This is a genomic window from Streptomyces capparidis (assembly GCF_054782095.1).
Genome location: NZ_BAAGTD010000020.1, coordinates 112,800 through 138,372, shown reverse-complemented (window position 1 = coordinate 138,372; position 25,573 = coordinate 112,800). Strand labels below are relative to the sequence as shown.

The following is a 25,573-nucleotide window of genomic DNA, read 5'->3' as shown; positions in this document are numbered from 1 at the left end:
TTGTGCCTTCCGATTGTCTTCCTAGACCGCTTGGCCTCCGACTTCGTCGCCGGGGCCGCCCGGGGCCGTGAGTTCCCGAGCCGCGCGCCGGCCCGCGGGCATCCGCCCGGGGGCGGCCCGCCCACCTCCTCCCGTCCCGCGTTCGCGCCGTGTTCCCGCCCGAGCCGCGGTCGAGGCCCGCTCGCGGCGCGGTCGGGTCCGGCTGCCGTCCGGGTCGGGTCCGCCCGGTCCGCCCGGCGCCCCGGACCGCCCCCGCCCCTCTAGCGCGGGAGCGCCGACCGCCCCCGCGCGCCCCGCCCGGGCACGGCCCCCCGCGGCCGGGGCGCATCCCGTCGGCCCGCCTCCTCCCCTCCCGTTCCCCATTGACGCCTCACCCTCCGCACCATACATTCCGACCATCGGTATGTAGGAGGCGTGATGAAGTATCAACCCCGCGGCACGGAGGGCACCGCGTCGCGCGGACCCCTTCCGCTGCTGCTGCTCGCGTCCGGCGCGGCGTTCCTCGCCGTGCTCGACGTGACGATCGTCAACCTGGCCGTCCCCGACCTGGCCGGCGACTTCGAGGACGCGGACATCGCCGACCTGTCGTGGGTGGTGACCATCTACGCGTCGCTGTTCGCCGCGCTGCTGGCGCCCGCGGGCCGGCTCGCCGACGTGGTGGGCAGGCGCTCCCTGTTCGTCGCGGGCGTCGGCGGCTTCACCCTGATGTCGCTGCTGTGCTCCCTGGCACCCGGCCTCGAGGTGCTGCTCGCCGCCCGCGCGCTCCAGGGCGCGTCCGCCGCGGCGATGATCCCGGCGTCGCTCGCCATCGTGCTCGCGGACACCCCGCCGGAGCGCCGCCGCGCCGCCATCGGCCAGTGGAGCGCGGCCGGCACGCTCGCCGCCGCGGTCGGCCCGTCCCTCGGCGGCGTCCTGGTCGACGCCTTCGGCTGGCGCTCGCTGTTCCTGATCAACGTCCCGCTCGGCCTGGCCCTGCTGCTGTGCGCGGGCCTGGTCCCGCGCACCGCCCGGACCCCGGGGCGCCGGCTCCCCGACGCGTGGGGCACCGCGCTGCTGGGCCTGGGCATCGGCCTGCTGTGCCTGGGCATCACCGAGGGCGACGGGTGGGGCTGGACCGGCCCGCGGACCCTGGCCTGCCTGGCGGGCGGCGCCGCCGCGCTCGGGTGGACGCTGCTGCGCTCCGCCCGGCACCCGGTGCCCGCCGTGGAGACGTCCCTGTGGCGCAGCCGGGCCTTCGCGCTGTCCAACGCGGCCTCGTTCGCCTACGGCGCCGCCCTGTACGCCTGGCTGCTGGTCGGCGTGCTGTACGTGACCGGCGTGTGGGGCTACTCCGAGCTGGAGGCGGGCCTGGCGATGACGCCGGGCGCGCTGGCCGCCACCGTCACGGCGCTGTACGCGGGCAGGCTCCAGAGCAGGTGGGGGGTGCGCCCGGTGGTGGTGGGCGGCGGGCTGCTGCTGGCCGCCGTGGGCCTGGTGACCGCGCTCACCCTGCCGGAGGAGCCGGACTTCCTCACGTACTGGCTGCCGCTCGGCGTCCTGGTCGGCATCCCGATGGGCCTGGTCACCACCGGCACCTCGACGGCGGCGGCGCTGTCGGTGTCCCCGCTGCGCTTCGCCGGCGCCACCGGCCTGAACCAGACGGCGCGTCAGGTCGGCGGCGCGCTCGGCATCGCCACCATGGCCACGCTGCTGACCGGCACCGACGTGGGCACCGGCGACTTCGCCGCCGTCTACCTGTTCTGCGCCGCCGCCGCGGCGCTCAGCGCCCTGGCCGGGCTCGGCCTGGCCGTCCGCCCGCCCGCGCCCGCCGCGGCCCCCGCCGCCGGCCGGCCCGCGCCCGCCCCCGCCACCCAGGGAGAACCCGGCTCATGAACACCCCGCACACCCCGCGCACCGCGCACCTGACCCCCGCCGTCGCCGACCCGTACTGCCTCACCGACGAGGAGGCCGTCTTCCTGCTGGCCGGCGCCCCCTGGCGGCGTTTCGCCGTGCTCGGCGACAGCATCGCCGAGGGGGCGCGGGAGGCCGTGCCCGGCTACCCGGACCTGGGCTGGGCCGACCTGGTGGCCGAGGCGCTGCGCCTGGTCGCGCCCGCCGTGGAGTACCGCAACCTGGGCCGGCGGGACCTGGTGGCCGCGCGGATCCGCGAGACGCAGCTCGGCCCCGCCCTGGACTTCGGCCCCGACCTGGCGGCGGTGACCGCGGGCGGCAACGACATGCTCGGCCGGACGTTCGACCCGGAGGCGGTGGAGGCCGAGCTGCTCCGGCTCGTCCGGCCGCTGCGCGACGCGGGCTGCACCGTCGTCACCCTGGGCCTGTTCGACAACACCGGCTCGCCGTACGTGCCCGAGCGGTTCCGGGCGGCCATCGCCGAGCGCCTGCGGGTGCTCAACGGGCTCACCGCGGACGTCTCCGCCCGCCTGGGCTGCCTGCACGTGGACCTGTCCGGCCACCCCGCCGAGGCTCAGGACATCCACGCCACCGACGGCCTGCACCTGAACACGCGCGGCCACGCGGTCGTCGCCGCCGCCACCGTGCGGGTGCTGGCCGCGCACGTGGACGCCGCCCGGCCGGGGAGCCCGCGGCCGGGGAGCCCGCGGCGGGGCGGCGGCGCGCACGGCACGCTCGGCCCCCTCGGCCGCGGGGGTCAGCGCGCGGAGAAGGAGTAGACGGTGGTGGAGGTGTAGGTCTCGCCGGGGCGCAGCACCGTGGAGGGGAAGGACGGCCGGTTCGGGGAGTCGGGGAAGTGCTGGGTCTCCAGGCAGAAGGCGTCCGACTGCCGGTAGGCCGTGCCGCCGGTCCCGGTGTACGTCCCGTCGAGCCAGTTGGCGGTGTACACCTGCATGCCGGGCTCGGTCGTGGACACGGTCAAGGTGCGGCCCGATGCCGGGTCCGCGGCCTCGGCCACCGGTCGGGGCGCGGCGGTGGCGCCCTTGTCCAGCACATAGTTGTGGTCGTAGCCCCGGGCGATGAGCAGTTGCGGGTGGCCCGCGCGGATGCCGTCGCCGATCGAGGCGCCTTCGCGCAGGTCGAACGGGGTGCCGGCGACGGGCGCGAGCTCGCCGGTCGGGATCAGGTCCGCGCCCACCGGGGTGTAGCGGGACGCCGCCACCTTCAGTCGCTGGCCGTGGACGTCGCCGCTGCCCTCGCCCGCCAGGTTGAAGTAGGCGTGGCTGGTCAGGTTGACCACGGTCGCCTTGTCTGTGGTGGCGCGGTAGTCGATCCGCACCTCGCCGTGCGGGCCGAGGGTGTAGTCCACCCGCACCTGGAGCGTGCCCGGGAAGCCCTCCTCGCCGTCCGGGCTGGTGCGGGTGAGCCGCAGGCCCACGTCGCCGCCGCCGCGCACCGGCGACACCCGCCACACCCGCTGGTCGAAGCCCCGCTCACCGCCGTGCAGGTTGTTGGGGCCGTTGTTCCGCGCCAGTTGGTGGACCTCGCCGTCGAGGGTGAACGCGCCTCCTGCGATCCGGTTGGCGTAGCGGCCGACGATCGCGCCGAAGCAGGGGCCGGGGTGGTCCAGGTAGCCCTGGAGGGCGTCGAAGCCGAGCACCACGTTCCGGGTGCGGCCCCTGCGGTCGGGCACCTCCAGGGACTGGATGATCCCGCCGTAGGAGAGCACCCGCAGCCGGGTCCTGCCGTTGGCCAGGGTCCAGCGTTCCACGGGGGTGCCGTCCGCCAGCTCGCCGAAGGGCTCCTTGGTGACGGAGGCCTCGCCGGGCGGCGCCACGGAGCCGTGGGAGCGCTCCCGCGCGGCGGCGGATCCCACGAGGGTGGCGGTGACGGCGACCGCGGCCAGCGAGGCCGCCGCGGCGGCGACGGTCCGGGCGCTCGGTGTTCTCCCGGCGGGCGCTCTCCTGATCATGGTGGCTCCTGCTGGAATCGGTTTGGATGTGTTTGGTGATGTTGGTCTGCGTGCAGCAGGGTGGCGCGTGAGAGGTGCTGACGTACAGAGGTGCGACGGGGGTTAGCGTGTTCTTTGCCGGGCACAACGGACAACCGTCAGTTATCCGCCAGCCGTCCCCCAGCCACCCGCCAGCGAAGGAGACCCGAGCCGCATGACCGACATCCCCGCCACCGGCCGCGAGGTACGCCTGATCACCCGCCCGCGGGGCTGGCCCGAGCCGGAGGACTTCGAGCTCGCCGAGGTCCCCGTCCCCGAGCCGGGCCCGGGGCAGGTGCTCGTCCGCAACCTCCACCTGTCCGTGGACCCCTACATGCGGGGCCGGATGGACGACCGCAAGTCCTACGTCCCGCCGTTCGAGCTCGGCCGGGCCATGGACGGCGGCGCCGTCGGGCGGGTGGTCGCCTCGCAGGTCCCCGGGCTGCCCGTGGGCACCCACGTCCTGCACGGCCTCGGCTGGCGGGAGTACGCCGTGCTGGACGCGCGGCACGCCACCGCGGTCCGCACCGACCTGGGCGGCGGCAGGTCCGTGCCGCTCAGCGCCTACCTGGGCGTGCTCGGCATGCCGGGGCTCACCGCCTACGCCGGGCTGGTGGAGGTCGCCCCGATGAAGGAGGGCGACGTGGTGTTCGTCTCCGGCGCCGCGGGCGCCGTCGGCAGCACCGCCGGGCAGATCGCGCGGCTGCGCGGCGCCTCGCGGGTCGTCGGCAGCGCCGGTTCGTCGGAGAAGGTGCGCCTGCTGCTCGACGAGTACGGGTTCGACGCGGCGTTCGACTACAAGGAGGCGCCCGTCGCCGAGCAGCTCAAGCGGGCCGCGCCCGACGGCATCGACGTCTACTTCGACAACGTCGGCGGCGACCACCTGGAGGCCGCCCTCGCCTCCTTCCGCACCCACGGCCGCGCCGCCCTGTGCGGGATGATCGCCCAGTACAACGTCACCGAGCCGCCCGCGGCCCCGCGCAACCTGGCGCTGGCCATCGGCAAGCGGCTCACCCTGCGCGGCATGATCGTCACCGACCACGCCCATCTGAAGGACCGGTTCCTCCAGGAGGTCGGCGGCTGGGTCGCCTCCGGCGAGCTGAAGTTCCGCGAGACCTTCGTGGAGGGCATCGACAACGCCGTGGACGCCTTCCTCGGCATGCTGCGGGGCAAGAACGTCGGGAAGATGGTGGTCTCCCTGCCGGAGGGCGAGGGCTGAGACCGGGTCAGCCCCGCTCCGGCCGCCGCCGGGGGAGGCCCGCCGCGCCGCCCCCGGCGGTCAGTCCCGCCCGTCCCGCTCCCGCGTGAACGCCGCGTCCTCGAACACCGCCTCGTACAGCACCCTGGCCAGCTCCGCCTGGCCCTCCACGCTCGGGTGGAACCAGTCCCACGGGCTCAACTGCTCCTCGGTGAAGCGGTACTCGTGCACCGCCCCGCCGTCGTGGACGCACCCGGGGACCTCCTCGCAGGAGGTCTGGAGCACCTCGTTGTACCGCTCCACCCGCTCCGTGACGGCCGCCCTGCGCCGCTCGTCGGCGGGGTCGGTGGACTCCGCGTCGGCGAGCATCGACGGGCAGATGCCGAGCCGCCACACCTGCCGCGCCGTCGGGCTCTCCCGGCCGACCCGCCACAACTGCTCCAGGTCCGGGACGCTGCCCACGACGATCCGCGCCTCCGGCAGTTCGCGCCGCACCGTCGCCAGGGACTCCTCGAAGTCCGCCCGGAAGTCGTCCACCGGCGTCATGGCCTCGGGGGTGGCCCGGCACGCGTCGTTCGCCCCGATGAGGATCACCACTAGGTCCGGGTCCTTGGCCGCGGCCGCGCGGACCTGGCCGGGCAGGTCGGCCATGCGCGCGCCGCTCCTGGCCAGGTTCCAGCTCCCCCCCGCGGCCGGGCCCGAGGAGCCCGCGGCCGCCTTCGGCAGCAGCCGGGAGGCCAGGCTGTCCACGCGCGCGTCGGAGCCGGTGACCCAGGACACCTCGGGGCAGTCCGACAGCAGGCGGCAGGCGTCGAACCCGCGGGTGATGGAGTCGCCGACCGCGGCCAGGGATCTCGGACGGTCCTGCCAGGCCCGCGCCCCGGCCGCGGAGGGGGACTTCGGCCCGGGGGCGGCCGTGGTGACCGGCGCGTCGGAGGAGCGGTCCCCCTCCTGTGTGCAGCCGGTGGCGACGGTCGCGGCGGTCAACAGGGCGGCCAGCGAGGTGAGCACTCCTCGCGGGGCTGACAGGCGCATCGCGTTCCCCTCGGGCGAGCGGGTGATATCTGCGGTTGGGCCCGACGGTACGTCACTGCACAGGTACCGAGGCACGGTAGCGTTTTCCCGAGTGTCGGGGAGAAACTGTTCCTTTACGGCGTGAACAAGATCACGGAGTGTGCGTTTGGGCGATGTGGAGCTACGCTTAGTCAGGTACTGTCCTATTTGTGGCTTTTGTGGGTTGGTAACGTTTACGGAAAGTCACTTAGGGAACTGGTATGACAGTGACCAATGGGGCAGAATGACTGCTCGCACCGGGATGCTCCGGGAACGGGATCGAGGCCGCTGGGGAAGGCGAACCTCGTCCACAGCCTGGAGGTCCCCGTGACGACACGTGGAGTTCTTTACGTGCACTCCGCGCCGCGCGCGCTGTGCCCGCACGTCGAGTGGGCCGTCGCGGGCGTGCTCGGCGTGCGCGTCAGCCTTGACTGGATCCGGCAGCCCGCCTCACCAGGGACGTGGCGGGCCGAGTTCTCCTGGCAGGGCGAGCCCGGCACGGCGTCCAAGCTCGCGTCGGCGCTGCGCGGCTGGCACCTGCTGCGGTTCGAGGTCACGGCCGAGCCGTGCCCGACCGCCGAGGGCGAGCGCTACAGCAGCACCCCGGAGCTCGGCATCTTCCATGCCGTCACCGGCATGCACGGCGACATCCTCATCCCCGAGGACCGGCTGCGCGCCGCCCTGATCCGGGCCCGCAACGGCGAGGCCGACCTGGAGGCAGAGATCTCCAAGCTGCTCGGCAAGCCCTGGGACGACGAGCTCGAGCCGTTCCGCTACGCGGGCGAGGGCGCGCCGGTCAGGTGGCTGCACCAGGTGGTGTGAACGCCGGGCGGGTCCGGGGAGCCGGAGCCGGACGGGTGAACGCGGAAGGGCGGCCGTCACGGACGGCCGTCCTTCGTTCGAGGGAAAACCCCGCGGATGCGCCACCAGGGCCGGGCCGCGGGCGGTACGGCACACGACGGCGGCGGGACCCCCACCCGGTGGGGGTCCCGCCGCCGTCGTCGTCACCGCTGTCCCGGCCCGGGGCCGGGGAGCGCTCAGGACCGGCGGAAGGCCAGCACGACGTTGTGCCCGCCGAAGCCGAAGGAGTTGTTCAGGGCGGCGATCGGCCCGTCCGGCAGCGGCCGGGGCTTGGCCTGGACCACGTCGGCGTCCACCTCCGGGTCCAGTCGGTCCACGTTGATGGTGGGCGGAGCCGTCCTGTGGTGCAGGGCGAGCACCGTGGCCACGGTCTCCAGGCCGCCCGCGCCGCCGAGCAGGTGGCCCGTCATCGACTTGGTGGACGACAGCGCCATGTGGTCCAGGTCGTCGCCGAAGACGCGGCGCAGCGCCTTGGTCTCGGCGACGTCGCCCTGCGGCGTGGAGGTGGCGTGGGCGTTGATGTGGACGATCTCGGCGGGCTTGAGGTCGCTCGCGGCGAGCAGGTTCTCCACCGCCTGGGCGATGCCGCGCCCGGTCGGCTCCGGCTGGGCGATGTGGTGGCTGTCCGCGGTCAGGCCCTGCCCGACCGCCTCGCAGTACACCCGGGCGCCGCGCGCCGCCGCGTGCTCGGCGGACTCCAGCACCACCAGGCCGCAGCCCTCGCCGAGGACGAAGCCGTCGCGGCCCGCGTCCCAGGGGCGGGAGGCGCCCTGCGGATCGTCGTTGTTCTTCGACAGCGCCATCATGTTGGCGAACGCGGCCACCGGCAGCGGGTGGATCGCCGCCTCGGTGCCGCCCGCCACGACCACGTCGGCGCGGCCGGTGCGGATCATCTCGATCGCGTAGCCGATGGCCTCGGCCCCGGAGGCGCAGGCGCTGACGGGGGTGTGCACGCCCGCCCGCGCGTTCACCTCCAGGCCCACGTTCGCCGCCGGGCTGTTCGGCATGAGCATGGGCACGGTGTGCGGGGACACCTTGCGGTAGCCCTTCTCCCGCAGCACGTCGTACTGGTCGAGCAGCGTGTGCACGCCGCCGATCCCGGACGCGACGACGGCACCGAGCCGCTCGGGCGCGACCTGGGCACCGTCCGCCGGCGCGGTGAAGCCCGCGTCCGCCCACGCCTCCTTGGCGGCGATCAGGGCGAACTGCGCCGCACGGTCCAGCTTGCGCGCCACGGGGCGGGGGAGCACCTCGGCGGGCTCGACGGCCACCGGCGCGGCGATGCGCACCGGCAGGTCCGCCGCCCACGCGTGCTCGAGGGTCCTGACGCCGGACGCGCCGGCCATCAGGCCATCCCAGGTCGATGCGCTGTCGCCGCCCAGCGGGGTGGTCGCGCCGATACCGGTGACGACCACGGTGCGGTTGGTCGCGTTCACAGGAAATGTCTCCACGTGTCGGTGTGGGCGGCGCGGCGCCGCCCCGCGGGGCGGCGGCTGACGCGTCGTCCTGGTGGGCTCGCCCGGCGGTGGCCGGGCGATGCGGATCGCGTGCGGGACGCGGTCGCCCCGCGTGGACTACTTCTGGACCTGGACGTTGAGGATGTAGTCCACGGCGTCGCCGACGGTCTTGAGGTTCTTCACGTCGTCGTCGGGGATCTTCACCTCGAAGCGCTCCTCGGCGGCGACGACGACCTCGACCATGGACAGCGAGTCCACGTCCAGGTCGTCGGTGAAGGACTTGTCCAACTGGACGTCCTCGGCGGGGATGCCGGCGATCTCGTTCACGATCTCGGCGAGACCGGTGACGATCTCGTCCTTGGTGGCGGCCATGGGGGCGCTCCTTCTCGGTTGTCGCGTGTTGCGTGGTGCTGTGGTGTGGTGCGATTGCTGCGGTTACAGCGTCTTCGGTGCGGACCGCGGGGGACGCGGTTCCGCTAGGGGAGGGTAACGACCGTCGCGGCGTAGCTCAGACCCGCCCCGAACCCGATGCACAGGGCGGTGTCCCCGCTCTTGGCCCGGCCCGTGGCCAGCAGCCGCTCCATGGCCAGGGGAATGGAGGCCGCGGAGGTGTTGCCGGTGGTCTCGATGTCCCGGGCGACGGCGACGTGCTCGGGCAGCTTGAGGGTCTTCACCATCGAGTCGATGATCCGCATGTTGGCCTGGTGCGGGATGAACACATCCAGGTCGGCGGCGGAGATCCCGGCGGCGTCCAGGGCCTGCTGGGCGATCTTGGCCATCTCGAACACCGCCCAGCGGAAGACGGCCTGGCCCTCCTGGCGGATCGCCGGGAAGCGGACGTCCTCGCCGCCGTCACGATAGACGTCCCAGGGCAGGGTCTGCGAGATGGTGTCGCACTTGTCACCCTCGGAGCCCCAGATCACCGGGCCCATCGCCGGCGTCTCGGACGGGCCGACCACGACCGCGCCCGCGCCGTCGCCGAACAGGAAGGCCGTGCTGCGGTCCTCCAGGTCGGTCAGGTCCGACAGCCGCTCGGCGCCGATGACCAGCACATGGCGGGCGCTGCCGCCGGTGACCATGTCCTTGGCCAGCGTCAGCGCGTGGCCGAAGCCGGCGCAGCCCGCGTTGATGTCGAACGCGGCCGGGCGGCCCGCCCCGACCCGGTGCGCGATCTCGGTGGCCACGGCCGGGGTCTGCTTGAAGTGGGACACCGTGGCCACGATGACGGCCTCGATGTCCTGCGCGGCCACGCCCGCCGCCGCGACGGCCTTGCCCGCGGCGATCACCGACATCTCGGCGACGGTCTCCTCGGGGCCCGCCCAGTGCCGGGTCACGATGCCCGACCGGCTGCGGATCCACTCGTCGCTGGAGTCGATGTGCTGGAGGATCACCTCGTTCGGCACCACGCGGGACGGGCGGTACCCGCCGACTCCGAGGATGCGCGCGTGAGCGGCGCCGGTGGCCGGCTTGATCGTGGCGGTCATGCGGGACGTCCCTTCCTGGGGCGGCTGCGTGGACGAGGGCGGTGCCGGTCTTACGCCGGGGACGCCTGCGGCGCCGCGGGCGCCTGCTCGCCGCCGAACTCGGCGACGACCTCCCGGGCCGCGTCGAGGTCCTCCGGCTTCTTGACGGCCACGGTCCGCACGCCCGGCAGGGCGCGCTTGGCCAGGCCCGTGAGGGTGCCGCCGGGGGCCAGCTCGACGATCGCGGTGACGCCGAGCCCGCGGAAGGTCTCCATGCACAGGTCCCAGCGCACCGGGCTGGACACCTGCGCGACCAGGCGGCGGGCGATCTCCTCCCCGGTGGCGACGACCGCGCCGTCCGCGTTGGACACGTAGGCGGTGGCGGGGTCGCGCACCTCCACCCCGGCGACGAGGCGCTCCAGGACGGAGACGGCCGGGGCCATGTGCTCGGTGTGGAAGGCCCCCGCGACCCGCAGCGGGCGGATGCGGGCCTTCTCCGGCGGCTCGGCGGCGAGCGCCGCCAACTGCTCCGTGGTGCCCGCGGCCACCACCTGGCCCGCGCCGTTGCGGTTGGCGGCGACCAGACCGTGCTTGTCCAGCACCGCCGTCACCTCGTCCGGGTCGCCGCCGAGCACGGCGGACATCCCCGTCTCGGTGACGGAGGCTGCCTCGGCCATCGCCAGGCCGCGCCGCCGGGCCAGCACCAGCGCGGCCTCGGGGCCGATCACCCCGGCGGCCGCCGCGGCGGTGATCTCGCCGACGCTGTGCCCCGCCGTGGCGCCGAAGGCGCGGGCGCGCTCGGCCGGGCCGGGGTGCAGCGCCAGCGCCGCCATCAGGCCCGCCGCCACCAGCAGCGGCTGGGTCACGGCGGTGTCCTGGATCTCGTCCGCGTCCGCCTTGGTGCCGTAGTGGACGAGGTCGAGTCCGGCCACCGCGGACCACCAGTGGAGGCGGTCGGCGACGCCGGGGACATCGAGCCAGGGAGTGAGGAAGCCGGGCGTCTGGGCGCCCTGGCCGGGAGCGACGAGTACGAGCACCCCAACACTCTCTCCCGTACCGGGGGGTCGATGCCCGTACGGACAGGGACGAAGAACTCACTAGCGATTTGTGGATGTCCAACAAAACCTTAGGGCGACTGTTCGGCGTCCGCGAGTCGTCCGAGGATCAGTGCGGTGCGGAGGGTGAATGCCGAACGCACATCCGACGGAGACCAGCCGGTGACATCCGTCACACGTCGCAGCCGGTAGCGGACGGTGTTGGGGTGGACGAACAACATCCGCGCCGCTCCCTCCAGGGACGAGGCCTGCTCGAGGTAGACGGAGAGCGTCTCCAGCAGCGCGGAACCTGCTTGGGCCAGCGGTCTGTAGATCTCCTCCACCAACTGTTCCCGGGCCGTGGTGTCTCCCGCCATGGCCCGCTCCGGCAGCAGATCGTCCGCGAGCACCGGCCGGGGCGCGTCCGGCCACGCCGCGCACGCCCTCAGCCCGGCGGCCGCGGCCTGGGCCGAACGGGTGGCCGACAGCAGGTCGGGCACCACCGGGCCCACCACCACCGGGCCCTGCGCGAACGGTCCGATCAGCGCGCGCGCCGTGTACAGCGGATCCTCGGCCCCGCCCGCGATCACCGCGAGCCGGTCGCCGAACACGCCCGTCAGCACGTGCAGCTTCGCGTGCCGCGCCGAGCGCCTGATGGCGTCCACCGTCAGCTCGCTGTCCCCGTCCGGGGCCGTGCCCAGCACCACGAGCACCTGGTCGGGGGCGCTCCAGCCGAGGGCCGCGGCCCGCGAGAGCAGGCCCTCGTCGGCCTCGCCGGACAGCACCGCGTTGACCACCAGCGACTCCAGGCGCGCGTCCCAGGCGCCGCGCGCCTCCGCGGCCTGCGCGTACACCTGCGCGGTGGCGAACGCGATCTCCCGCGCGTACACCAGCAGCGCCTCGCGCAGCAGCGCCTCGTCGCCGGGCGCCGCCACCTCCTCGATCGCCTCCTCGACGACCTCGATGGTGGTGCGCACCATCTCCACGGTCTGCCGCAGCGTCACCGCCCGGGTCAGCTCGCGCGGCGCGGTGCCGAACACGTCGGTGCTGATCGCCTGCGGCGCCTCCGGATGGCGGAACCACTCGGTGAACGCGGCGATGCCGGCCTGCGCGACCAGGCCGATCCAGGAGCGGTTCTCCGGCGGCATCGCCCGGTACCACGGCAGCGCCTCGTCCATCCTGGTGATGGCGGCGGCGGCGAGGCGGGCCGCCGACTTCTCCAGGCGGCGCAGCGTCTCGGCGTGGCCCTGGGGGACGGGAGCGGTGACGTGGTCGGTGGGAGCGGAGGCTTCAGACACAACCCAAGCGTGCCCTACCGGGGGCGGTGCCCGGATACGGGGTGCGCGAGGATGGGACACCCTGGCCGGAGGACGGCCCTGACGCACACGCTCGGCGGTGGGACGGCATGGCAGTGCAGATACGCAGGGGAACCGAGAGGTACCCGGGGCACGGCGAGGGCATCGAGTCGCGGTACGCCTTCTCCTTCGGCGCCCACTACGATCCGGCCAACATCCACTTCGGCCCGCTGATCGCCGTCAACGAGGAGCGCCTCGCCCCGGGCGCGGGCTTCGCCGAGCACCGGCACCGCGACACCGAGATCGTCACCTGGGTGCTGGAGGGCGCGCTGGAGCACCGCGACTCCACCGGCGGCGGGGGCGTGCTGCGGCCCGGCACGGCGCAGCTCATGAGCGCGGGCGCCGGGGTGGCGCACAGCGAGCGGAACGCCGGGCCGGTCCCCGTCCGGTTCCTCCAGATGTGGCTCCGGCCGGACGCGCCCGGCGGGGAGCCCCGCTACGCGCGGCGCGAGGTCCCCGCGGACGAGCCGCACGCGGTGCTCGCCTCCGGCCTGCCCGGGCGCCCCGCCGGGGCGGCGCCGCTGCGCAGGGGCGACGCCGCGCTGCACCTGCTGCGCCGCCCGGCGGCGGGCGCCGAGCTCGGCGAGCTGCCGCGCGCACCGCTGCTGTACGCGCACGTGGTGCGGGGGACGCTGGAGTTCACCGCGGACGGGGACGGGGACTCACACGGGGACGCGGCCGCCCCCGGCGGACGGCCGGCCCGGCACGTGCTGCGCGCGGGCGACGCGGTGCGGGTGCGGGACGGCGGCCTGCGGGAGCCGCGCTCGGGGGAGGGCGGGGTGGAACTGCTGGTGTGGGAGATGGGCGGCGACCCGGCGTACGGGTGAGCCGCGGGCGGGCGAGCCGCCGCGGGGCTCACCCGTACGCCGGGTCGCCGCGCGGGCTACAGCTCCGCCAGCACCGCGTCCGTCAGCGCGGGCCAGACCTCCACCGCCCAGGGCCCGAAGTCCCGGTCGGTCAGGCACACGCACGCCGCGCCCGCCCGCGGGTCCACCCACAGGAACGTCCCGGACTGCCCGAAGTGGCCGAAGGTCTCCGGGGAGGAGCCCGCGCCCGTCCAGTGCGGGGCCTTGCCGTCGCGCAGCTCGAAGCCGAGCCCCCAGTCGTTGGGCCGCTGGTGGCCGTAGCCGGGCAGCACCCCGTGCAGGCCGGGGAAGGCCACCCGGGTGGCCTCCGCCAGCGTCGAGGGGTCCAGCAGGCGCGGCGCCTGGAGCTCGGCGGCGAACGCCGTCAGGTCGTCCACCGTGGACACCCCGCCCGCCGCGGGCGAGCCGGGCAGGGAGGTGGCGGCCATCCCGAGCGGGTCCAGCACGGCCTCGCGCAGATACGCGTCGAACGGCATCCGCGCGGCCTTGGCGACGGTGTCGGCCAGCACCTCGAACCCGGCGTTGGAGTACAGCCGCCGGGTGCCCGGCGCCGCCATGGCGCGGTGCTCGTCGAAGGCCAGGCCCGAGCAGTGGGCGAGCAGGTGCCGCACGGTGGACCCCTCGGGCCCGGCCGGGTCGTCCAGCTCCACCGCGCCCTCCTCGACGGCTATCAGCGCCGCGTACGCGGTGAGCAGCTTGGTCACCGAGGCCAGGCGGAACGGGTGGTCCGTCGGCCCGTGCGCCCCGCGTACCGCTCCGTCCCGTCCGACCACCGCCGCAGCGGCGGTGGTCACCGGCCAGCTCTCGATCACCCGCAGACTCTCCATGCAGGCGACTGTACTGGCGGGCCCGCCCCCGTACGGCCCCGGGCCGGGCGGGGAGGGCGCGGGCGCGGGGGGCGGGGGGTGCCTCCCGGCGGGGTGCTTGCTTAGAGTGCACTCCAACTGATTAGCGTGGCGGTACCGCGAACGAGCGCGGTTGCGGAGGGAGCGGGGACCATGACGGTAATGCTCGAGGACCAGCTCAGGGAGATCGAGGAGCAGATCCCGGCCCTCAGATCGTGCGCGGACGGCGAGCCGCGGTTCCCCAAGCCCGACGGCGAGGACCGCTACCTGATCAGCGAGGTCGTGGCGCTCACCGGGCTGAGCGCGCACACCCTGCGCTGGTACGAGCGCATCGGCCTGATGCCGCACGTGGACCGCTCGCACACCGGCCGGCGCCGCTACAGCAACCGGGACCTGGGCTGGCTGAACTTCGTCGGCAAGCTGCGGCTGACCGGCATGCCCGTGGCCGACATGGTGCGCTACGCCGAGCTGGTGCGGGAGGGCGACCACACCTTCCCCCAGCGCCGGGAGCTGCTCGTCGCCCACCGCGAGCGCGTGCTGCGGCGCGTGCTGGACCTGCGCGACACCCTCGCGGTACTGGACTACAAGATCAACCTGTACGGCGACGTCCCCGAGGCGCCGCGGAAGGACCTGACCGCCACATGAGCGACACGACCGCGAAGCTGCCCACCACCGTCCTCGGCACCGACGGGCCCGAGGTCGGGGTGCAGGGCCTGGGCTGCATGGGCATGAGCGACTTCTACGGGGCCGCCGACGAGGCCGAGTCGCGGGCCACCCTGGAGGCCGCGCTGGAGGCCGGGGTCACCCTGTTCGACACCGCGGACATGTACGGGTACGGCGCCAACGAGGAGTTCCTGGCCCCGTTCGTGCGCGCCCACCGCGACGAGGTGGTGCTGGCGACGAAGTTCGGCATCGTGCGCAGGCGGGAGGACCCCTCCTACCGCGGCTACCGCGGCGACCCGGCGTATGTGAGGGCCGCGGCCGAGGCCAGCCTGAAGCGGCTCGGCGTGGACGTCGTCGACCTGTACTACATGCACCGCCTGGACCCGCAGGTGCCGATCGAGGACACCGTCGGCGCCATGGCCGAGCTCGTCGCCGAGGGCAAGGTGCGCCACCTGGGCCTGTCCGAGGTGACCGGCGACGAGCTGCGCCGGGCCTGCGCGGTGCACCCGATCGCGGCGCTCCAGTCCGAGTGGTCGCTGTTCAGCCGCGACGTGGAGCGCACGGCCGTGCCCGCGGCCGAGGAGCTCGGCGTGGCGTTCGTGCCCTACTCGCCGCTCGGCCGGGGCTTCCTCACCGGGGCGTTCGCGGACGCCGCCAAGGACCTGACCGCGGACGACACCCGCCGCGCCTTCCCCCGGTTCACCGGCGACAACGCCAGGGCGAACGCCGGGCTGCTGGAGCCGGTCCGCCGGATCGCCGCCGACCGCGGGGCCACGCCCGCTCAGGTGGCGCTGGCCTGGGTGCAGCAGCGGGCCGAGGTGCACGGGCTCGCCGTGGTGCCCATCCCCGGCACGCGCAGGCGGACCCGGCTGGCGGAGAACGTCGCCGCGGCGGCGCTGCGGCTCACCGCCGAGGAGCTGGCGCTGCTGGAGCCCATCGCCGGGCAGGTGGCGGGCGACCGCTACCCGAACATGGGGCCCGTGTCGGCCGGCCGGGAGTGACGGCCGCCGGTCCCGCGGCCGGCCGCGCCCCGCGGCGGGGCGCCGGTCAGCGGCGGGGCGCCGGTCAGCGGTCGGAGGCGGGGGAGGGCACGGGGGTGTCCCCGCCTCCGGCCCGCACGGGGGGCTCGGCCAGGACCTGGTTCAGCCGCGTCAACTGCGTGCGCAGCTCCTGCACCTCGGCCACCAGCTCCTCCACGGTCCGCTGGCCGCGCCGGGACTCGGCCTCCTCCTGCTCGAACCGGGTGATGAACCAGGCCGCGATGTTCGCCGTCACCACACCGAGCAGGGCGATGCCGGACAGCATCAGGCCCACGGCCAGCAGCCGCCCCCGCCCGGTGGTCGGCGCGAGGTCGCCGTAGCCGACGGTGGTCATCGTGGTGAACGCCCACCACAGGGCGTCGCCCAGGGAGTGGATGTTGCCGTCCGGGGAGCCGCGCTCGGCCTCCAGCACGCCGAGCGCCCCGAAGAACAGCAGCGCCAGGACGGTGCCCAGCACATAGACGGTCAGCCGGACCTGGGCGGCGATCCGCACCCGCTGCCCCACCAGCATCAGCGCGGAGACGACCCGCAGCAGCCGCAGCGGCTGGAGCAGCGGCAGCGCCACCGTCAGCAGCGCCAGCGGGTTGCGGCGCACGAAGCGCCACCGGTCGCCGGACAGGGCCAGCCGGGTGAGGTAGTCGGCCGCGAACGCCGCCCACACCACCCACTCCACGGCGGTGGCGGTGCGGTGCACCGCCTCCCTCGCGTCGGGCCGCAGGATCGGCACGGCGTAGGCGGCCGCGAACAGCACCGCGAGGACCAGCAGGGGCGTGCCGGTCCTGCGCTCCCACCGGGTCAGACGGTCGTCGCCGCCGCTGCCGCTCATGGCGTCATCGTAGGTGGCCCGGCGACGGGGCCCGGCCGGGTTCCCCATGGGCCGCTCCTGTGGGGGACGGGGCCGGGTGGCCGACCCGGGTGCCGCCTCGCGCGGGCGGCTGTGCGGGGGTCGCCCCGGTGGGGGCGGTCGCGGCGGAGCCGGCGGTTCGGGGGCGGGTCAGGCGGTCGCGGCCAGGTCGGCCGTGCAGGCCGGGTCGGTGCCGGCGCAGGAGACCGCCCCGTACTCGCCGAGGGCCACCCGGGTGAAGTTGCGCAGGCTGGCGGTGCCCGGCTCCAGGTAGCCGGTGTGGCCGCGGGCGTCGTGCGCGCTCAGCACCCGGGCGCCGAACTCCCGGGAGACCGGGTCGGTGCCGTGGCCGAACCCGGCGAACTCCAGGTTCGGCACGTCCGCGATCCAGTCGTCGGGGTCTCGCGCCGCCCACACCCTGGCGTCGGTGCCGAGGTCGGCCGCGCGGTCGGCGCGTATGCCGGGGCTGCCGAACACGGCGATGTCCGCCACCCGCCCCCGCGGCAGCCCGGGCGCCGCCACCCCGCAGACCACCGAGCCGTACGAGTGGCAGAACAGCGAGACCCTCGCCCGCCCGGGCAGCGCCGCCACCATCCGCCGCAGCAGCGCCGCCCCCCGCTCCGCCAGCGTCCCCCGGGCCGCGTCCACGTCCAGCCCGTCGGGCGTGGTGTAGCCCGCCCAGGCCACGACGGCCACCCGCCGCTGCGGGGCCCGCTGCCGCAGCGACGCGTACAGCGCCCGCGCCATCCCGGCCGGCGCCTCGCGGGAGCGCCGGGTCCGCTCGAACGACAGCAGGTCCACGCCCGCGCCCGGCACCAGCACCGCCACCCGCTCGGCGGTGGACAGGTCCCCCAGCACCTCGGCCGCGGTGCCCCGGCCCGTCGGGTCGAAGGCGAGGATCCGCCGGTCGGGGCTCAGCAGCGAGCGGTACCGGTTCACCAACTGCCGCGACTGGCGCCGCCCGCTGCTGGTGAGCTGCGCCGTGCGCCGGCGGCGGAGCTCGGCGGCGATTGCCCGGTTCAGCGACAGGCGGTTGGCGCGGTAGCGCAGCGGCAGGGGCACTCCGTCGAGGTTGCCGACGACCAGGGGGTGGCGGGCGGCCAGTCGCTCCTGCTGCCGCTCGCCGAGCGAGGCGAAGAACCGGGCCACCGTCGGGGGCGGGGCGTCCGGGCGGGGCAGCCGCCGGTGGTCCACGGTGCCCCGCTTCCACGCCTCCACGGCGGCGGCCCGCGGGCCGTGGCTCCGGTTGGCGTGCCGGTTGGCGGTCCAGCCGCTGGTGGCCAGCATCACCAGCACCACGAACACGGCGAGCGCGGCCCGTCCCGGCGGGGGCGTCTCCCGCGCCAGTGCGCGCAGCCAGTACCACGGCGGCACCGTGGTCGAGCGGGACGCGCCGGGCGGCTCGTCGGGGGAGTTCACACCATTCACCGCGGACCACCCTAGGAGAGCCGCCGGGCCGTTCGCAGGCACCGAGAGTCACGCCACGTGGGGATTCGGCCGATCCCGGGCAGGTCCATCCGATCGCCGCAGCAGCATCGGCCGGACGGGTGACGGCGGACGGCCGCCCGGGCTCAGCGCGGCTCCCCGCCCGCCGCCCAGTCCCCCTGGAGGGAGGGGAGCAGCAGGTCCAGGTGCTCCTCCAGGAGCCTGACCATCTCGTGGGCGTTCGCCTCGCCCGACCGGCTCCAGGCGCGGCTCGCCACCCGGCAGGCGGCGCCGAAGGCCGCGGTGACCAGGCGGGGCCGCGGATCCACGGCCATGTCCACGCCCGCCCGGCGGGCCAGCTCCGCGGCGATGCGGTCCTCCAGCTCCTCCGCCCGGCGCAACTGCCTGGCCAGCAGCACGGGCGTGTCCTCCACCAGCCGCAGCAGCCGCAGGTGCAGCGCGGCGTCCACGAAGGTGGACTCCTCGGCGCACAGCTCGGCGTTGACCGTGCGCATCGCGGCACGCAGCGCGGCGAGGGGCTCCTCGCCCTCGGGGCGACGGCACAGCTCCTGGTGGAACAGCTCCTCCGCCGCGGCCACCGCCCCGAAGGCGACGTCCTCCTTGCTGGCGAAGTAGCGGAAGAAGGTGCGCTGCGAGACCTCCACCGCGTCGGCGATCTGGTCCACGGTGGTCTTTTCGTACCCCTGTGCGAGGAAGAGCCGGATCGCGGCCTCGATCAGCTCCTCGCGGGTGCGCTGCTTCTTGCGCTGCCGCAGGCCGGACGCCGGCGCCGCCACCTGCTGGGTCACCCCTCCGACACCTCCTGCCCGCCTCGAGTCGATCACGATACATTGCCACCTGGTGTCAGTTACGCGCGCTTGGATATGTTTGTCAATTGTCAGTGACTGTCATAACCTCCCGCACATGAGGACCACTCCTTCGACGGACCGGGGAGAGAGCCGATGAGCCAGGCGGTAGCCGACGAGCCTCACAAGGGGGCCATACCGGACCGGTCCGGGGGGCTGCGCGGCCATCCGTGGCTGACGCTCCTCGCGGTGGCCATCGGCGTGATGATGGTGGCCCTGGACGGCACGATCGTCGCCGTGGCCAACCCGGCCATCCAGCGCGACCTGGACGCGTCGCTCGCCGACGTGCAGTGGATCACCAACGGTTATCTGCTCGCGCTCGCCGTCTCGCTGATCACCGCGGGCAAGCTCGGCGACCGGTTCGGGCACCGGCAGACCTTCCTCGTCGGAGTGACGGGCTTCGCCCTGACCTCGGCGTGCATCGGCCTGTCCAACGGCGTCAGCATGGTCATCGCCTTCCGCGTGCTCCAGGGCCTGTTCGGCGCCCTGCTCCAGCCCGCGGCGCTCGGCCTGCTGCGCGCGTCCTTCCCCACCGAGAAGCTGAACATGGCCATCGGCATCTGGGGCGCGGTGATCGGTGCCTCCACCGCGGCCGGCCCGATCATCGGCGGCCTGCTGGTGGAGCACGTCAACTGGGAGTCGGTGTTCTTCATAAACCTCCCGGTCGGCCTGATCGCCCTGGTCGCCGGCCTGTTCATCCTCAAGGACGTGCGGGCGGAGAACGCTCCCCGCTCCTTCGACATCCCCGGCATCGCGCTGCTGTCCGGTGCGATGTTCTGCCTGGTGTGGGGGCTGATCAAGGCTCCCGAGTGGGGCTGGGGCGACCGGGACACGCTGCTGTTCCTGGGCATGTCGGCGGTCGGCTTCGTGCTGTTCGCGCTGTGGGAGACCCGCTCCGGTGAGCCGCTGATCCCGCTCCGGCTGTTCCGCTCGGTGCCGCTGTCGGCCGGGACCGGGCTGATGATCCTGATGGCGTTCTCGATGTTCGGCGGCATCTTCTTCGTGACGTTCTACCTTCAGAACCTCCAGGGGATGGGCGCCGTGGACAGCGGTGTCCACCTGCTGCCGCTCACCGCCATGATGATCATAGGTTCGCCGATCGCCGGTGCGCTGATCACCAAGTACGGGCCGCGCGGCCCGATGATGGCCGGCATGCTCTTCACGGGCGCGGCGATGTTCGGGATGAGCACGCTGGAGGTGGACACCGGCGCGGGCCCGACCTCGCTGTGGTTCGCCATGCTCGGCATAGGGCTGAGCCCCGTGATGGTGGGCGCCACGGAGGTCATCGTCGGCAACGCGCCGCTGGAGCTCTCCGGGGTCGCGGGCGGCCTTCAGGCGGCGGCCATGCAGGTGGGCGGCAGCCTCGGCACGGCGGTCCTCGGCGCGCTGATGGCCGCCCGGGTGGACGACGTCTTCCCGGACAAGTGGGCCGACGCGAACCTGCCGCCGCTCAGCCCCGAGGAGACGGCGCACATGTCGGAGGCCGCGTCGGTGGGCCTGGCGCCGGTGCCCGAGGGCACGCCGGAGCAGGCGGCCCAGACGATGACCGACGTGTTCCACTCCTCCTTCATGAGCGGCATGGGGCTGTCCTTCACGGTCGCGGGCTTCGTGGGCCTCGCGGCCGCGGTGCTGGCCACGCTCGCCAAGCGCGGCGAGCGGGAGAGCGGACCGGCCGTGCACATCTGAGCCCGGAAACCGGCGTTCGGCGTGTGTCATGCGTCGAGCGTGCGCCGGCGAGCAAGGGCGGATGCGGTTGTCCACAGGGCGGGCGGGCCCGATCACTCGATCGGGTCCGCCCGTGACGTTTCTCCACACCCGTTCCATCACGCGTTCGAGTGGCGGTGGGGCCGGGATCTTGGCAGGGGTGTCGGCGCGGGCAACTCTGGTCGTGGCCGCCGGGCATCGGGTCCGGCGCCGTGACTCGGGGGAGATGATCGCCATGCGCCGTGCCGTCACCGCGGCCCTGCTCGCCGTCGCCGTCCTGCCGGCCCTGCTCGCGGGCGGCCCCGCGGCCACCGCCACCACCGCCGCACCGCCTTCCGCCTCCCCCTCCGCGCGGGGGAGCTGCGACTCGGGGGAGCTGTGCCTGTGGGCGGGGACCGGCTTCCGGGGCGCCCGCAACGCCTGGGACCTGGCGCGCGCGGGCGTCGAGTCCTGTGTGCCGCTGCCGGAGGGGGCGGCGGCGAGATCGCTCGCCAACCGGCTGGGGCGGCCGGTCACGGTCTACCAGGACCGCGAGTGCGCGACCGAGGGAGAGTTCGACACATATCCGGGAAGCGGCACCTGGGCGCCGGAGACGCCGTTCGTCGTCCGGGCATTCCAGGTCTGGGAAAGCTGAAAACGGAATGATCCGGGAGAAGACGGGTGTGTTCGCATCGACGCGGGGCACGCGCATGGGTGTAACGGAGGAACCGAGAGTCACCGAACGTTGGAGATGACATGGCGGGCTTCGGACACAGCAGACGTACGACCACCACGCGCGCGGACGCGTCGGGTCTGGCGATCGCCGGACTCGTCTGCGGCATCGTCGGGCTCTTCGTCCTGGGCATCGTGCTCGGGCCGCTGGCGATCATCCTCGGGTGGATGGCCATGGGCCGCAAGTGGCGCGGCGGCAGCGGCATGGCGGTCGCGGCGTTCGTCCTGGGCTGGGTGGACACGATCTTCGCCGTCATATGGCTGACCACCGCGGCGAACACCGGTCTGCTCTTCTAGCGGCCCGACCGCGGGCAGCCCACACATCCGCCGACGAGCGGCCCGGCCGAGCCCCGGCCCCCGGCCTGACGGACGCGGCGGACGGCGAACGACGGACGATGGACTACGGACCAGGGCCGGGCACACCAAGGCCCGGCCCCCCGGCCGGAAGGACCCAGCGGACCGGGCGGACCGGTGGACCCACGAGCGGTCCGAACGGACCGGGAGCCCCAGGCAGAGCCAGCGGGTTGCCCCTGGAGACCGAGCGGCCCACGAGAGGGCCGGGTGGGCCGGGTGGCACAGGTGGACCGGGTGGCCGAGGAGGACTCCGGCCGCGCGGACTGCCCAACCGCCCAGCCGGGCGGACCACGAGCGCTCCGGATGGACCGGGTGCCGCAGGCGGACCGGGCTCGCGGATGCTCAGCCGGGCGGGCCACGAGCGGCCCAGGCGGACCGGGTGCCAGCGGACCGGGCTCGCAGACTGCTCAGCGGCCGAATCGCTCAGCCGCTTCCGCCGAGTGGCCGGAGCGGACCCGGCCGGTCATGTCCCTGCGAGTCACCGCACAGAGTCACCGTGCACCGGGCAGGCGGACGGCTCAGCCGGCCAACCGGGCCAACCGAGCGGACCGGGCGGACCGGGCCCGCAGGGGATCAGCCCGCCAACCGCGCAGTCGCTCCACCCGAGTGGCCCGGGCGAGCCACCGCTCAGGCGGTAACACACCCCAGCCCTCACACGCCGCGGCCTCCACCAGCTCTCAGACCAGCCCACGCACCAGCCCCCCGTCCACCGCACCCGCTCCTCAGGCCCTCCGCGTCGGCAGGGCGGTGGCGGAGGACGGTGGCCGGGTCGGTCCCGGGGCCCTCACAACCCAACCCACAACCCAACCCACAACCCCACTCGACCCCAGCCCCCGAGCCCTCACCAACCCCCTCAGAGCCGAGGGGCGGCCGAGCGGGCCGGGAGGTCCGCTCGGCCGCCCCTCGGGAGGAAGCGCCGGGTGTTCCCGGGCCGGTGGCTGCCGGCCCGGGAGGGTCAGGCGTCGCCGCCGGCCGGGCCCGGGTCGGCGGCCCGGACGTCCAGGAGCTGGTAGCGGTCGATCGCCGCCTTCAGGGCGGAGCGGTCGATCTTGCCCTCCCTGGCCAGCTCGGTGAGCACGCCCAGCACGACCGACTGCGCGTCGATGTGGAAGTACCGCCGGGCCGCGCCGCGGGTGTCGGCGAAGCCGAAGCCGTCGGCGCCCAGGGACTGCCAGGTGCCCGGCACCCAGCGGGCGATCTGGTCCGGCACCGCGCGCATCCAGTCGGACACGGCGACGAACGGGCCCTGGGAGTTCTGGAGCTTGCGGGTCACGTACGGCACCCGCTGCTCCTCCTCCGGGTGGAGCAGGTTGTGCTCCTCGGTGGCGACCGCGTCGCGGCGCAGCTCGTTCCAGGAGGTCGCGGACCACACGTCGGCCCGCACGTCCCAGTCCTCGGCGAGGATCCGCTGGGCCTCCAGCGCCCACGGCACGGCCACGCCGGAGGCGAGGATCTGCGCCGGGATGGAGCCCGCCTGCCCGGCCCGGTACCGGTACAGGCCCTTGACGATGCCCTCGACGTCCACGTTCTCCGGCTCGGCGGGCATCTTGATCGGCTCGTTGTACACCGTCAGGTAGTAGAAGACGTCCTCGCCCTGCGGCTGCTCCGGCGAGGAGCCGTACATCCGCCGCAGGCCGTCCTTGACGATGTGGGCGATCTCGAAGCCGAACGCTGGGTCGTAGGCGACGCAGGCCGGGTTGGTGGAGGCCAGCAACTGCGAGTGGCCGTCCGCGTGCTGGAGGCCCTCACCGGTCAGCGTGGTCCGGCCCGCCGTGGCGCCCAGCACGAAGCCGCGCGCGAGCTGGTCGGCCATCTGCCAGAACTGGTCGCCGGTGCGCTGGAACCCGAACATCGAGTAGAAGACGTACACCGGGATCAGCGGCTCGCCGTGCGTGGCGTGGGCGGAGCCCGCCGCGATCAGGGAGGCGGTGCAGCCCGCCTCGGAGATGCCGTCGTGCAGCATCTGCCCGGTGGGCGACTCCTTGTACGCCAGCAGCAGCTCGCGGTCCACGGACTCGTAGGTCTGGCCCATCGGCGAGTAGATCTTCGCGGAGGGGAACAGCGAGTCCATGCCGAAGGTGCGGTACTCGTCGGGCGCGATCGGCACGAACCGCTTGCCGATCTCCTTGTCCCGCATGAGGTCCTTCAGCAGCCGGACGAACGCCATGGTGGTGGCGATCTGCTGGTTGCCGGACCCCTTCTTCAGGGCCGCGTACGCCTTGTCGTCGGGCAGGTTCAGCGGCTTGGACCGCACGACGCGGGTGGGTACGTACCCGCCGAGCGCCTTGCGGCGGTCGTGCATGTACTGGATCTCCTCGGAGCCCCGGCCCGGGTGGTAGTACGGCGGGAGCCCCGACTCCAGCTCCTTGTCGCTGATCGGGATGTGCAGCCGGTCGCGGAAGCGCTTGAGGTCCTCGACGGTCAGCTTCTTCATCTGGTGCGTGGCGTTGCGGCCCTCGAAGTTCGGGCCGAGGGTCCAGCCCTTGACCGTCTGCGCGAGGACGACGGTCGGCTGGCCCTTGTGCTCCTTGGCCGCCTTGAACGCCGCGTAGATCTTGCGGTGGTCGTGGCCGCCGCGCCCCAGGTGCAGGATCTGGTCGTCGGTGAGGTGCTCGACCATCTTCCGCAGCCGGTGGTCGTCACCGAAGAAGTGCTCGCGGATGTACGCGCCGGTCTCGGTGGCGTAGGTCTGGAACTGGCCGTCGGGGGTGTTGTTCAGCTTGTTCAGCAGCACCCCGTCCACGTCCTGGGCCAGCAGCGGGTCCCAGGTGCGGTCCCAGATGAGCTTGATGACGTTCCAGCCCGCGCCGCGGAAGATCCCCTCGAGCTCCTGGATGATCTTGCCGTTGCCGCGCACCGGGCCGTCGAGCCGCTGGAGGTTGCAGTTGACGACGAAGGTGAGGTTGTCCAGGCCCTCCCGGGCGGCCAGGCCGAGCTGGCCGAGCGACTCGGGCTCGTCCATCTCGCCGTCGCCGAGGAACGCCCACACGTGCGAGCGGCTGGTGTCGGCGATGCCGCGCGCCTGCATGTAGCGGTTCATCCGGGCCTGGTAGATCGCGCCCAGCGGGCCGAGGCCCATGGACACGGTCGGGAACTCCCAGAAGTCCGGCATCGAGCGCGGGTGCGGGTAGCTGGACAGGCCGTGCGGCGCCTTGGAGTGCTCCTGGCGGAACCCGTCCAGGTTCTCCTCGGTCAGCCGGTCCAGCAGATAGGCACGGGCGTAGATGCCGGGGGAGGCATGGCCCTGGAAGAAGATCTGGTCGCCGCCGTCCCCCTGGTCCTTGCCCCGGAAGAAGTGGTTGAAGCCCACGTCGTACAGGGAGGCGGAGGAGGCGAACGTGGCGATGTGGCCGCCGACGCCGATGCCGGGGCGCTGCGCCCGGGACACCATGACGGCGGCGTTCCAGCGGGTGGCCGCGAGGATCTTGCGCTCGATCTCCTCGTTGCCGGGGAAGAACGGCTCGCTCTCGGTCGGGATGGTGTTGATGTAGTCGGTGCTGCGCAGGCCGAGGCCGCCGATCTGCCGCTCTCGGGCGCGCTCCAGCAGACGCAGCATGAGGTAGCGGGCACGCTCACGGCCGCGGGCATCCGCGACAGCGTCGAGCGATTCAATCCACTCGCCGGTCTCCTCCGGGTCGATGTCCGGGACCTGGCTGGGCATGCCGCCGATGATGATCGGGTTGCGATCGGATCCGGAAGCCACGCTGTTCCTTCACTGTTCGGTCTAACACTGGGGGGTCGCGCCGCCTCCATCGTGTACCGCGTCCGTAGAAACGTCACCTCTACTGGACGGTAACCGCCACGCTGTGAGACGTAGGCCGGGAAGTCGCCCTCCTGGCCAGGCAGGCCAAATCGCCACTCTACGCCCGTGGGGTCGATGGCCGGGACACGGCCACTGGAGCGACGCGCCCGGCCGGTGGGCGTACCGCCGTTCGGCGGTGCCCGGGCGCGGCA

The 25,573-nt window shown here is 74.0% G+C and carries 22 protein-coding genes; 10 read left to right on the top strand and 12 right to left on the bottom strand.

What is annotated here, in order from left to right; translation table 11 throughout:
- Positions 1-417: 417 nt before the first annotated feature.
- Entirely contained in the window at positions 418-1,872 is a 1,455-nt protein-coding gene (locus tag ACYVO2_RS18315; RefSeq protein ID WP_461008924.1) for an MFS transporter, read from the top strand.
- Complete coding sequence (locus ACYVO2_RS18310; protein ID WP_461008923.1) at positions 1,869-2,669, top strand: SGNH/GDSL hydrolase family protein; 801 nt, start codon at positions 1,869-1,871, stop codon at positions 2,667-2,669. The genes ACYVO2_RS18315 and ACYVO2_RS18310 overlap by 4 nt, the downstream gene beginning before the upstream one ends.
- Here ACYVO2_RS18310 and ACYVO2_RS18305 read toward each other — a convergent pair.
- Positions 2,648-3,862 carry an aldose epimerase family protein gene (locus ACYVO2_RS18305; protein WP_461008922.1) on the bottom strand — a complete coding sequence of 405 codons (1,215 nt, stop codon included), beginning with the start codon at positions 3,860-3,862 and terminating at the stop codon, positions 2,648-2,650. The two genes, ACYVO2_RS18310 and ACYVO2_RS18305, sit on opposite strands and share 22 nt — an antisense overlap.
- 193 nt (positions 3,863-4,055) lie before the next feature.
- Here ACYVO2_RS18305 and ACYVO2_RS18300 point away from each other — a divergent pair, with 193 nt between their 5' ends.
- Positions 4,056-5,099: an NADP-dependent oxidoreductase gene (locus ACYVO2_RS18300; RefSeq protein WP_461008921.1), complete on the top strand. Its 1,044-nt coding sequence runs from the start codon at positions 4,056-4,058 to the stop codon at positions 5,097-5,099.
- Positions 5,100-5,159: 60 nt separating this feature from the next.
- On the opposite strand, the gene ACYVO2_RS18295 is transcribed toward ACYVO2_RS18300, so the two are convergent.
- Entirely contained in the window at positions 5,160-6,113 is a 954-nt protein-coding gene (locus tag ACYVO2_RS18295) for an SGNH/GDSL hydrolase family protein (RefSeq protein ID WP_461008920.1), read from the bottom strand.
- A gap of 345 nt (positions 6,114-6,458) precedes the next feature.
- Between ACYVO2_RS18295 and ACYVO2_RS18290 the strand changes: the two genes are divergently transcribed.
- Entirely contained in the window at positions 6,459-6,953 is a 495-nt protein-coding gene (locus ACYVO2_RS18290; protein ID WP_461008919.1) for a DUF3145 domain-containing protein, read from the top strand.
- Between the two features lie 215 nt (positions 6,954-7,168).
- Here ACYVO2_RS18290 and fabF read toward each other — a convergent pair whose 3' ends face one another.
- The 5 genes from fabF to ACYVO2_RS18265 all read right to left on the bottom strand — a co-directional run bounded on the left by fabF (position 7,169) and on the right by ACYVO2_RS18265 (position 12,244).
- Positions 7,169-8,428, bottom strand: coding sequence for a beta-ketoacyl-ACP synthase II (gene fabF / locus ACYVO2_RS18285; protein WP_461008918.1), 1,260 nt, complete (start codon positions 8,426-8,428; stop codon positions 7,169-7,171).
- A 138-nt stretch (positions 8,429-8,566) separates the two neighbouring features.
- The gene (locus ACYVO2_RS18280) at positions 8,567-8,821 is read right to left on the bottom strand and encodes an acyl carrier protein (RefSeq protein ID WP_461008917.1); all 255 of its coding nucleotides are present in this window, start codon (positions 8,819-8,821) and stop codon (positions 8,567-8,569) included.
- A gap of 104 nt (positions 8,822-8,925) precedes the next feature.
- Positions 8,926-9,933, bottom strand: a complete 1,008-nt coding sequence (locus tag ACYVO2_RS18275) for a beta-ketoacyl-ACP synthase 3 (protein ID WP_461008916.1) — start codon at positions 9,931-9,933, stop codon at positions 8,926-8,928.
- A gap of 50 nt (positions 9,934-9,983) precedes the next feature.
- Positions 9,984-10,949 carry an ACP S-malonyltransferase gene (locus tag ACYVO2_RS18270; protein WP_461008915.1) on the bottom strand — a complete coding sequence of 322 codons (966 nt, stop codon included), beginning with the start codon at positions 10,947-10,949 and terminating at the stop codon, positions 9,984-9,986.
- An 89-nt stretch (positions 10,950-11,038) separates the two neighbouring features.
- Positions 11,039-12,244 (bottom strand): PucR family transcriptional regulator, encoded by a 1,206-nt coding sequence (locus ACYVO2_RS18265; RefSeq protein WP_461008914.1) that lies wholly within the window; start codon positions 12,242-12,244, stop codon positions 11,039-11,041.
- 107 nt (positions 12,245-12,351) lie between these two features.
- Here ACYVO2_RS18265 and ACYVO2_RS18260 point away from each other — a divergent pair, with 107 nt between their 5' ends.
- Positions 12,352-13,128: a pirin family protein gene (locus tag ACYVO2_RS18260; protein WP_461008913.1), complete on the top strand. Its 777-nt coding sequence runs from the start codon at positions 12,352-12,354 to the stop codon at positions 13,126-13,128.
- A 56-nt stretch (positions 13,129-13,184) separates the two neighbouring features.
- Here the strand turns inward: ACYVO2_RS18260 and ACYVO2_RS18255 are convergent, their stop codons facing one another.
- Complete coding sequence (locus tag ACYVO2_RS18255) at positions 13,185-13,994, bottom strand: serine hydrolase domain-containing protein (protein WP_461008912.1); 810 nt, start codon at positions 13,992-13,994, stop codon at positions 13,185-13,187.
- A 180-nt stretch (positions 13,995-14,174) separates the two neighbouring features.
- On the opposite strand from ACYVO2_RS18255, the gene ACYVO2_RS18250 reads away from it, so the two are divergent.
- Positions 14,175-14,657, top strand: a complete 483-nt coding sequence (locus tag ACYVO2_RS18250) for a MerR family transcriptional regulator (RefSeq protein WP_461008931.1) — start codon at positions 14,175-14,177, stop codon at positions 14,655-14,657.
- Complete coding sequence (locus ACYVO2_RS18245) at positions 14,654-15,676, top strand: aldo/keto reductase (protein ID WP_461008911.1); 1,023 nt, start codon at positions 14,654-14,656, stop codon at positions 15,674-15,676. Before ACYVO2_RS18250 ends, ACYVO2_RS18245 begins: the two co-directional genes overlap by 4 nt.
- A 64-nt stretch (positions 15,677-15,740) precedes the next feature.
- Here the strand turns inward: ACYVO2_RS18245 and ACYVO2_RS18240 are convergent, their stop codons facing one another.
- The 3 genes from ACYVO2_RS18240 to ACYVO2_RS18230 all read right to left on the bottom strand — a co-directional run bounded on the left by ACYVO2_RS18240 (position 15,741) and on the right by ACYVO2_RS18230 (position 18,793).
- Positions 15,741-16,541, bottom strand: a complete 801-nt coding sequence (locus ACYVO2_RS18240; protein WP_461008910.1) for a potassium channel family protein — start codon at positions 16,539-16,541, stop codon at positions 15,741-15,743.
- Positions 16,542-16,709: 168 nt separating this feature from the next.
- Positions 16,710-17,933, bottom strand: coding sequence for an alpha/beta hydrolase (locus ACYVO2_RS18235; RefSeq protein ID WP_461008930.1), 1,224 nt, complete (start codon positions 17,931-17,933; stop codon positions 16,710-16,712).
- A gap of 197 nt (positions 17,934-18,130) precedes the next feature.
- Positions 18,131-18,793, bottom strand: a complete 663-nt coding sequence (locus ACYVO2_RS18230) for a TetR family transcriptional regulator (protein WP_461008909.1) — start codon at positions 18,791-18,793, stop codon at positions 18,131-18,133.
- A gap of 153 nt (positions 18,794-18,946) precedes the next feature.
- Between ACYVO2_RS18230 and ACYVO2_RS18225 the strand changes: the two genes are divergently transcribed.
- The 3 genes from ACYVO2_RS18225 to ACYVO2_RS18215 all read left to right on the top strand — a co-directional run bounded on the left by ACYVO2_RS18225 (position 18,947) and on the right by ACYVO2_RS18215 (position 21,562).
- Positions 18,947-20,536, top strand: a complete 1,590-nt coding sequence (locus ACYVO2_RS18225; RefSeq protein WP_461008908.1) for an MFS transporter — start codon at positions 18,947-18,949, stop codon at positions 20,534-20,536.
- 253 nt (positions 20,537-20,789) lie between these two features.
- Positions 20,790-21,188 (top strand): peptidase inhibitor family I36 protein, encoded by a 399-nt coding sequence (locus tag ACYVO2_RS18220; RefSeq protein ID WP_461008907.1) that lies wholly within the window; start codon positions 20,790-20,792, stop codon positions 21,186-21,188.
- Positions 21,189-21,289: 101 nt separating this feature from the next.
- Positions 21,290-21,562, top strand: coding sequence for a DUF4190 domain-containing protein (locus ACYVO2_RS18215; protein WP_461008906.1), 273 nt, complete (start codon positions 21,290-21,292; stop codon positions 21,560-21,562).
- A gap of 1,012 nt (positions 21,563-22,574) precedes the next feature.
- Here ACYVO2_RS18215 and aceE read toward each other — a convergent pair.
- Positions 22,575-25,322 carry a pyruvate dehydrogenase (acetyl-transferring), homodimeric type gene (gene aceE / locus ACYVO2_RS18210; RefSeq protein ID WP_461008905.1) on the bottom strand — a complete coding sequence of 916 codons (2,748 nt, stop codon included), beginning with the start codon at positions 25,320-25,322 and terminating at the stop codon, positions 22,575-22,577.
- Positions 25,323-25,573: the final 251 nt, after the last annotated feature.

What these genes read in the sequence shown, in the direction of transcription:
- ACYVO2_RS18315 (WP_461008924.1), top strand. Translation starts at nt 418, where the DNA reads ATGAAGTATCAACCCCGCGGCACGGAGGGCACCGCGTCGCGCGGACCC.
- ACYVO2_RS18310 (WP_461008923.1), top strand. Translation starts at nt 1,869, where the DNA reads ATGAACACCCCGCACACCCCGCGCACCGCGCACCTGACCCCCGCCGTC.
- ACYVO2_RS18305 (WP_461008922.1), bottom strand. Translation starts at nt 3,862, where the DNA reads ATGATCAGGAGAGCGCCCGCCGGGAGAACACCGAGCGCCCGGACCGTC.
- ACYVO2_RS18300 (WP_461008921.1), top strand. Translation starts at nt 4,056, where the DNA reads ATGACCGACATCCCCGCCACCGGCCGCGAGGTACGCCTGATCACCCGC.
- ACYVO2_RS18295 (WP_461008920.1), bottom strand. Translation starts at nt 6,113, where the DNA reads ATGCGCCTGTCAGCCCCGCGAGGAGTGCTCACCTCGCTGGCCGCCCTG.
- ACYVO2_RS18280 (WP_461008917.1), bottom strand. Translation starts at nt 8,821, where the DNA reads ATGGCCGCCACCAAGGACGAGATCGTCACCGGTCTCGCCGAGATCGTG.
- ACYVO2_RS18275 (WP_461008916.1), bottom strand. Translation starts at nt 9,933, where the DNA reads ATGACCGCCACGATCAAGCCGGCCACCGGCGCCGCTCACGCGCGCATC.
- ACYVO2_RS18260 (WP_461008913.1), top strand. Translation starts at nt 12,352, where the DNA reads ATGGCAGTGCAGATACGCAGGGGAACCGAGAGGTACCCGGGGCACGGC.
- ACYVO2_RS18255 (WP_461008912.1), bottom strand. Translation starts at nt 13,994, where the DNA reads ATGGAGAGTCTGCGGGTGATCGAGAGCTGGCCGGTGACCACCGCCGCT.
- ACYVO2_RS18250 (WP_461008931.1), top strand. Translation starts at nt 14,175, where the DNA reads ATGCTCGAGGACCAGCTCAGGGAGATCGAGGAGCAGATCCCGGCCCTC.
- ACYVO2_RS18245 (WP_461008911.1), top strand. Translation starts at nt 14,654, where the DNA reads ATGAGCGACACGACCGCGAAGCTGCCCACCACCGTCCTCGGCACCGAC.
- ACYVO2_RS18240 (WP_461008910.1), bottom strand. Translation starts at nt 16,541, where the DNA reads ATGAGCGGCAGCGGCGGCGACGACCGTCTGACCCGGTGGGAGCGCAGG.
- ACYVO2_RS18225 (WP_461008908.1), top strand. Translation starts at nt 18,947, where the DNA reads ATGAGCCAGGCGGTAGCCGACGAGCCTCACAAGGGGGCCATACCGGAC.
- ACYVO2_RS18220 (WP_461008907.1), top strand. Translation starts at nt 20,790, where the DNA reads ATGCGCCGTGCCGTCACCGCGGCCCTGCTCGCCGTCGCCGTCCTGCCG.
- ACYVO2_RS18215 (WP_461008906.1), top strand. Translation starts at nt 21,290, where the DNA reads ATGGCGGGCTTCGGACACAGCAGACGTACGACCACCACGCGCGCGGAC.